The organism is Flavobacterium sp. NKUCC04_CG (assembly GCF_019345525.1).
GTDB lineage: Bacteria > Bacteroidota > Bacteroidia > Flavobacteriales > Flavobacteriaceae > Flavobacterium.
Map to the genome: position 1 here is coordinate 1 of NZ_JAHKRA010000030.1, position 8,620 is coordinate 8,620.

General features: G+C 36.9%; 4 protein-coding genes and 2 pseudogenes. All 6 read left to right on the plus strand.

Annotation, left to right across the window (positions count from 1 at the left end; all coding sequences use genetic code 11):
• Positions 1 to 1,302 (plus strand): annotated as a pseudogene (locus KO524_RS14985) (hypothetical protein); the annotation flags it as partial.
• Positions 1,302 to 2,726, plus strand: coding sequence for a CshA/CshB family fibrillar adhesin-related protein (locus tag KO524_RS14990; RefSeq protein ID WP_219295045.1), 1,425 nt, complete (start codon positions 1,302 to 1,304; stop codon positions 2,724 to 2,726). The pseudogene KO524_RS14985 and the gene KO524_RS14990, both read left to right, overlap by 1 nt.
• Before the next feature lie 6 nt (positions 2,727 to 2,732).
• Complete coding sequence (locus tag KO524_RS14995) at positions 2,733 to 3,986, plus strand: gliding motility-associated C-terminal domain-containing protein (RefSeq protein WP_255555286.1); 1,254 nt, start codon at positions 2,733 to 2,735, stop codon at positions 3,984 to 3,986.
• A 12-nt stretch (positions 3,987 to 3,998) separates the two neighbouring features.
• The gene (locus KO524_RS15000; protein ID WP_219295046.1) at positions 3,999 to 4,931 is read left to right on the plus strand and encodes a type IX secretion system membrane protein PorP/SprF; all 933 of its coding nucleotides are present in this window, start codon (positions 3,999 to 4,001) and stop codon (positions 4,929 to 4,931) included.
• 11 nt (positions 4,932 to 4,942) lie between these two features.
• The gene (locus KO524_RS15005; protein WP_219295047.1) at positions 4,943 to 6,892 is read left to right on the plus strand and encodes an OmpA family protein; all 1,950 of its coding nucleotides are present in this window, start codon (positions 4,943 to 4,945) and stop codon (positions 6,890 to 6,892) included.
• Between the two features lie 396 nt (positions 6,893 to 7,288).
• Positions 7,289 to 8,620, plus strand: a pseudogene (locus tag KO524_RS15010) (hypothetical protein); the annotation flags it as partial.

Sequence of the window (8,620 nt, forward strand, 5' to 3'; positions counted from 1 at the left end):
AACAACCCGGCTGTTTTAGAAAAACTAAAATCGATCATCAAATCCTCTGAGGGACCGGTTACTTTTGACGGAACAGCTTTCAAGTATACCGATAGCGAGGGGAACTCCCAAACCTTAACTCTTGCTGAATTGGTAAAAACCCACGAAACCCTAACAACTTTAACCAAGGGGAATGCGGGTACCTATACCTACAAATCGGAAAACGATTCAGAAGTTGTGATTGATGTGGTTGGTGATGTGAGTTCAAACTTTGACAGCATTGCGAACAACCCGGCTGTTTTGGAAAAACTAAAATCGATCATCAAATCCTCTGAGGGACCGGTTACTTTTGACGGAACAACTTTCAAGTATAGCGATAACGAGGGGAACTCCCAAACCTTAACTCTTGCTGATTTGGTTAAAACCAACGAGACGGTAACAAACTTAGCTTATGTCTTGGAAACAGGTATGCTAACATATAGCAATGAAACACCTGAAGAGCAGACTGTAAATTTGAGATCTGTTGTAGAAACGTTTCAAAGTATAGGCTCTATTACTCCTAACAGTGCAGATGGGACACTTGTAATAAAAAACGGAAAAGGAGCGGTATCAAATTTAAATGTGAAAGAACTGATTCAAGAACAGGGACAAGCATTAACGGGAACTGGAATTACAGTGATTGGCGGTGAAAAATCACTTTTGAGTGCGGCTTCGCTTAAAATAACACCGGGTAGTGCAAATCAAGTACTTAGTACGAATGATGAAGGTGATGGAGCAATGTGGATTGATGATATTTCAGCTAACAATGGTTTGCAAAAATCAGGTCGATTTATACAATTAGGCGGTTCGATTTTTAAACCGACCGAATTGACGACAACAGCTAAAAATACCTTAGCGATAAAAGGATTGGCTAGTGGTGATTTGAAAGATCATTATGTAGTTATGGACAAAGATGGCGCCTTGCGCAAATTACGTGCATCCTTACCTAATTTTTTTTACATGCCATCCTTGTTAATTCCTACAGCGGCTGATCAAGTTGTAAATGAAGTAGGAGTGTCGGGCGAGTCATTTGGGAAAATTAATTTATATGATCGTTATCAAAAACAATTCAAGACTCCTATGGTCAAAAATCCTGGTGCAAGTTCCGTTTTACCCGTACTTCAAAGCAGTGAATTGGATTATATAGTGACTTGGTATGATGTTGAAGTTTTTGAGAATGTCAGTGTAAGTGATAAGGGAGTTTTGTCGTATAAAGTGAAAGCCAATGCAGACATAACGTTGGGATCATTTATGAACATTGTTTTAGCAGTAAAACCGTTATAATGGACTATAGAAATTTCATATTCGGATTAGTTTTTTTGTTGACTATAATTAGTCAACCAATAAAAGCGCAATGTTTTTCCAATGGATTTGCAACGGCAGCTTTTGCAACTGGAGGTTCAAGTCCAAATACGAAAGATGTCTTGTGGTTGACATGGGGGGCTAGTTCTAGTCGAGACACTTACGGCAAGGCAAATGTAACGTTGAATAATAACAGTACGTCCTACGCATCAATCCCCATTGCAGGTGGGAAGTTTTTATGCATTGAAGCAAAATTAATTAAAGTTGTAGGAAATATTCAAAGCTATCGTCCAGGAAATTATACCGGGGATTCTCTAGACAAACTATATAATATTGGAGGTATAGGCGCGAGAAATAAATTGGTATGTGGAATTAAAAATGGCGTGTCTGGAAAATTTGTTAGTTTTTCATTGGTCTGCAAGGCTTATATAGATGGAGTACCAGCTCGGTTAACTGGTGTGGTAATAGCAGACGCGGAGTCATTGAGTGATATTGAAAATTTTTATGCCATAGGTAGTGGTTCTTGGACCCTTATTGATTTATTAAAAAATACTTCTTCGCGGGAACCTTACGTGATACGGAAGGATAATATTAATAGCAATCAACAAAAAATATCGTTTTTACGGGGGAATGATGATAGAACAGGAGGGGTAACTTTTCTAACTTTTAATGATCAAGCCTATGATAAAAAGGATTTGTCTGTTACTGTTGACGTTGGGTTAAGAGGAGGTGGAGTGACTGCTATTGCTTTAGGTTTATTGGTACCTAAAACAGATACAGGTGATGCTCCCGAAAGTTATGGAGTGCCTTTGCATGTTTTTAATGCTCTAGAGCCTATAGATGATCAAATAGCGGTAGGACAAAACAAGAATATTAATATCGGAGATTATAAGCTAAGCGGACTGCGGACTGCTGTCGGAGGATATTTGGGAAGTGTTCCTCCAGATGGTGATATAAATATGCTTTTCGGCAAATTAGCTATGGGTGATGATTTAGATGGATATGCAGGCTCTAAAGAAGAGGATGCCTGGCCACAAGAATATCGGAGTTTCTCTTATAAAGCTCATTATTTACCCGGTTACAAAATGAAGGTAGTTATTCCCTATCACACCAAGAAGAACGGCTATATAACAGGATGGATCGACTTTAATCTCGATGGTAAATTTAGCGATGATGAAAAAGCAATCGTAAATGCTCCCATTTCTGCCAAAACAGCAACTCTAGAGTGGACGGTGCCAAAAAATCGCATTGCTCGTAGTACTTATGTGAGGTTGCGTTTTGGATACACAAAATCGGAAATAGACTCTCCTATTGGTGCCGCTATAGGCGGAGAGGTAGAAGATACACGCATTATTATTCAGGGTAGGGCAATTGTTAATCCAGTAATTAGTCCAAAAATAAAATAAAGAAAAATGAGAAATATGTATATACAATATTTGGGAATGTTAATGATTTCTGGAGCGGCGTATAGTCAAATCAATAATCAGGGGGTTTTTTCGGTATTACCAAATACAAAAGTATCGATGGAAATGAATTTTGAGAACCGTACTGAAGGACAAGTACTCAATAATGGAACCATTTATTATTTCAAGGACTTTCTTAATGACGGTCTATATATTTTTGACAGTCAATTAAAAAAATCATACGCGGTTTTCCAACCCTCAACGGGCAAAACGGAAAAACAAATTTTAAGTGGTAGAGCACAAAGTCATTTTTATGATGTATTGTTTAATAATCCGACTTCCAACACCGCATTTGAATTGCAAAACGATATGAGTGTTGCGGGTATTGCTAATTTCAAAAGTGGTGTTATTCAAATGGATTCGTTAAATGGAGCTTTAGTTTTTGAAAAAGGAGCTCAAGCGATAAATGTATCCGATATAAGTCATGTGGATGGACAAGTTGAAAAAGTCGGCAATGAGGCATTTGTTTTTCCCATTGGCAATCAAAACTTTTATCGTCCAGCTACAATCAGTGCTCCATCGCAGATTAAGGATGCCATTCTGGCTAAATATTACTTAAGAAACTCAGATGATCGACAACCCCATAGTGATAAAACAGGTGTAATTGAGCAAATTAACCATGCGGAGTATTGGACTGTAGAGAACAATAATCCCGATAGTACTATCATCCTAACCCTAAGTTGGGATGAGCGTACTACACCGCTCGAACTGCTTGATGATTCAGCTAAAAATCTTCGGATACTACGATGGGATAGCAATCAGAATCTCTGGGTTGATGAAGGGGGAATTGTTGATTTCGAGAGTAAAACCGTTACTAGCCCTTTAGTAGTAAGTGGGTTTGGTGTTTTTACATTAGGAACTGTCAAAGAAGAATTGTTATTAGATGGAGATATAGTGATTTACAATGCCGTATCACCCAATGGTGATGGCTACAACGATTATTTTATTATTGATAATATAGAGCGTTTTCCAAATAATACAGTTGAAATCTATAATCGTTGGGGAGTTAGAGTCTTCGAAACTAATAATTACAACAGCACTGGCAATGTATTTAGGGGGATTTCTGAAGGACGTGTGACCGTTGATAAGAAGAGTTTATTACCAACAGGTACATATTACTATATCATTAATTATGAGTACATAGACGAAAACGGAACACGTATGGTCAAAAAAGCGGGCTATTTACATCTGGAAAACAACTAAAAAATAAGACTGATGAATAATATAACAATACAAAAGACTCTACTTATCGTCCTAAGTTTCTTTGCACAAATTAGCCTTGTTCAGGCACAGCAAGATTCCCAATATTCTCAATACATGTATAGCACTTCTACAATAAATCCTGCTTATGCTGGTTCTCGAGGAGTAATGAGCGTCTTTGGTTTATATAGAACGCAATGGGTAGGACTGGAGGGAGCACCGAAAACAGCCAATGTTTCTATAAACACTCCATTGGGTGATTCTGGATTGGGATTAGGGGTGTCGTTTATTAATGATCGAATTGGTGCGATGGATGAAAATAATATCGCAATCGATTTGTCCTATGCTGTCACTGTAAATGAAAACTATCATTTAGCTTTCGGAGTAAAGGGAACCGCTAATTTACTTGATGTAGATTATAATAAACTAAATAGGTACAATCCCAACGATGTTGTTTTTGCTGAGAATATAGAGAGCCAGTTTAGTCCAAATATTGGAGCGGGACTCTACTTATATTCTGATAAAACCTATATAGGATTATCGGTTCCAAATTTTTTACATACCGATCGTTACGATGACAATATCAGTTCTACAGTACGTCAAAAAATGCACTTTTATCTTATCGCGGGACATGTGTTTGACTTAAGTCCAAACTTAAAGTTTAAACCTGCATTATTGAGTAAAGCCGTTGCAGGGGCACCGTTACAAGTTGACCTTACAACAAATTTTATGTTTGCAAATCAATTTGTAGTTGGAGCAGCATATCGCTGGGATGCTGCTTGGAGTGGATTAGTGGGATTTCAGATTAATCCCGGTTTATTTATTGGCTATAGCTACGATACCGATACTACAAAATTATCGAACTACAATTCAGGGTCTCATGAGATCTTTATGAGGTTTGAGTTGTTTAAACGTTACAACCGAATTTCAGCACCTAGATTCTTTTAAAGCTACTCATTATGATAAAAAAAATACAACAATTAATTTTTCTCAGTATTTTATCGATAGGTCAAATACTACTCGCGCAAAATCGCCAAGAGAAAAAAGCAGCAATGCATATGGAAGAATACGCCTATGTAGACGCTATCTCGCTATATGAACATCAAGCTAAAAAAGGGGTTAAATCTCCAGAGCTATATAGAAATTTAGGGGATGCCTACTATTTTAATGGTAAGCTTGACCAAGCTTTTATATGGTATGAAAAGTTTTTCGAATTAGATACTATAAAAGCGTCTGAGTATTACTATCGTTATGCTCAGGCCTTAAAAGCTATAGGAAATTACACGCAATCAACATCTTGTATGAATGATTTTTTAAATCTAGAAAAGTCAGATCGTAGAGCGTTGATATTTGATAATAAAAAGAATTTTTTAGCTGAAATTGAGTCAAATTCTGGACGATATGAGATGGAATTTCTACCTTTTAATAGTAACCAGTCTGATTACGGCACAACGTTACACGAAGGTAAACTTGTTTTTTCCTCTACAAGAGAACGTAGTGCATTTACAGGAAAAACGCATAGTTGGACCGGACAAGCTTTTAGTAGTTTGTATCAAGTAGCTGTAAAAAAAGATAGTAGCTGGGGACGGGTTAAACCATTTGAAAGCCAATGGCGTACAAAGTTTAATGAATCGACTCCAGTTTTTACTCAGGATAATCAAACAGCTTACTTTACCCGTAATAATTACAATAAAAATAAACGAGGATTTGATGATAACAACAATACTTTATTAAAAATATATAAGTCAACAAAAAATAATGGACAATGGAGCGAGGCTATCGAACTACCATTTAATTCAGACCAATTCAGTACAGCACATCCCGCCTTAACTCCAGATGAAAAATGGCTTTATTTCGCATCAAATCGCCATGACAACCACGGACAATCTGATTTGTATAAAGTAGCCATTCATGAGGACGGGACTTATGGATTACCAATCAATTTAGGAGACGTTATTAATACAGAAGGGCGTGAGAGTTTTCCCTTTATTTCATCAAAAAATGAATTGTATTTCTCTACAGATGGACGCCCAGGATTAGGAGGTTTGGATATTTATGTTACTAAAATAAATTCAGATGGAAGTTTTAGTCCTGTACAGAATATAGGAGCACCTGCTAATAGTTCAATGGATGATTTCGGTTTTTACATAGATGCTAACAGCGGTCTTGGTTTTTTGAGTTCCAATAGAATAGCTGATAAGAAAGCCGATAATTTGTATGCCTTTCAAGAACAAACCCCTTTAGTTTTAGAATGTACTCAAGCCATTAAGGGATCTATTTATGATAGAGTCAGCCTAATTCCTTTAGGAAATGCGACGGTAGTTTTGTATGACTCTCAGTGTAATGAAATAGCTATCACAACAACTGACCCAGCAGGACTATATGAATTTCCAAATTTGAGTTGCGGTGCTAAATACCGCGTTATCGCTAAGACTGATAATTATAATACCATAGAAATAATTGCAACTCTTCCTGAAAAAACAGCTACAGTTCAAGTAGACTTCGGGCTAGAAAGTTCATTGATCGCCGTTAAAAAAGGAGATGATCTATTTCAAGTGCTTAAGCTCAATCCGATTTATTTTGACTTTGGAAAAGCAGATATCAGAGAAGATGCTATGACAGAGCTACTCAAAGTAGTTGCCATATTAGATCTGTATAAGAATATGAAGATAGAAGTTTGCTCCCATACGGATAGTCGAGGAAATGCTGCTTTTAATTTAAAACTTTCTGAACGCCGTGCAAAGGCCACTGTAGCCTGGATTCTTAGTCAAGGAATAGCTGCGGAAAGAGTCAGCGGTAAAGGATATGGGCAGACACAATTGATTAATAATTGTAGTAGTGGGATAAAGTGCTCCGAACGAGAACATCAGGAAAATAGACGTAGTGCTTTTATAGTCAAAGAGCTCTAGTGATAAAACGATCTAGCACGACAATGCTACGAAATGTTCCGATGAAGCTCATAAAAAAAACAGTAGAAGTGAACTTCATCTTTCTAAACAATAATTCATTATTTATAAAAATCTATAGATAAAAAAGCATAATAGGATTCTTTTAAACGCTGCAGCTATTCAATATCATGTTTACTCTAAGTTCACTGTAATAAAAACGTCTCCATTTTTTATTTTATAGAATCATTGTATTGGTGTATAAGCATCATAGAATCTCTTTAAAACGCTAAAGATTGTCAAAAAGACAATTCTAAAAGGCTAATTAGCCATTTCCTTTAATTATTAATACAAGTATTTTAAAATTAGTTCACACTTAAATTTTTAGAACTATTTATTTCTACTTTAAAAACAATTCTAATGAAAAAGAAACTACTGCCGTTGACGGCTCTATTTATCAGTGGGTTTGCTTATTCTCAAGTTGGTGTTGGGATAAAACAGCCTCATCAATCTGCCCAAATGGATATTGTATCCAAAAATAAGGGTATGATGATTCCGCGTATTGCTTTAGAAAATAATACAGATCAAAGTACTATTTCTCACGGAAATGTGAATAGTTTACTGGTGTATAATACATCTTCAAATCAAACATTACAACCTGGATATTATTATTGGGAAGATGTTAAATGGGTTAGATTACTTATAGATTCTGATTCACATTTGTTTAATAATACCAAAAATGTGAATTTAAAAATCGAAAATGATTTTTTGATTCTTGAAGATAGTGACGGCAATCAAGTTTCTATTGCTACATCTGAAATAAAGATAAAAAACATAGAAACCACCCTGACCAATAATGGCGACGGGAGTTACACCTATAAAAACGAAAAAGGAGTTGATGTGGTAATCGACGTTCCGGGTTCTGTATCGAGTCAATTTGAACAAATCATCCAAAACCCGACTGTTCGCGAAGTATTAAATCAATACCTGACTTCCAATTCGGGCAACGTTAGTTTTGGCGAAAATGGATTGACCTATATCGATGCAAGCGGTGCTACCCAAAGCTTGGATTTATCTCAGCTTATCAAAAGCCATGAAACGCTGACTACCCTAACCAATAATGGAAACGGCAGTTACACCTATAAAAACGAAAAAGGAGTTGATGTGGTAATCGACGTTCCGGGTTCTGTATCGAGTCAATTTGAACAAATCATCCAAAACCCGACTGTTCGCGAAGTATTAAATCAATACCTGACTTCCAATTCGGGCAACGTTAGTTTTGGCGAAAATGGATTGACCTATACCGATGCAAGCGGTGTTACCCAAAGCTTGGATTTATCTTCGCTTATCAAAAGCCATGAAACGCTGACTACCCTGACCAATAATGGAAACGGGAGCTACACCTATAAAAACGAAAAAGGAGTTGATGTGGTAATCGACGTTCCGGGTTCTGTATCGAATCAATTTGAACAAATCATCCAAAACCCGACGGTTCGAGAAGTATTAAATCAATACCTGACTTCCAATTCGGGCAACGTTAGTTTTGACGAAAATGGATTGACCTATACCGATGCAAGCGGTGCTACCCAAAGCTTGGATTTATCTCAGGTTGTAAAAAGCCATGAAACGCTGACTACCCTGACCAATAATGGCAACGGGAGCTACACCTATAAAAACGAAAAAGGAGTTGATGTGGTGATCGACGTTCCGGGTTCTGTATCGAATCAATTTGAACAAATCATCCAAAACCCA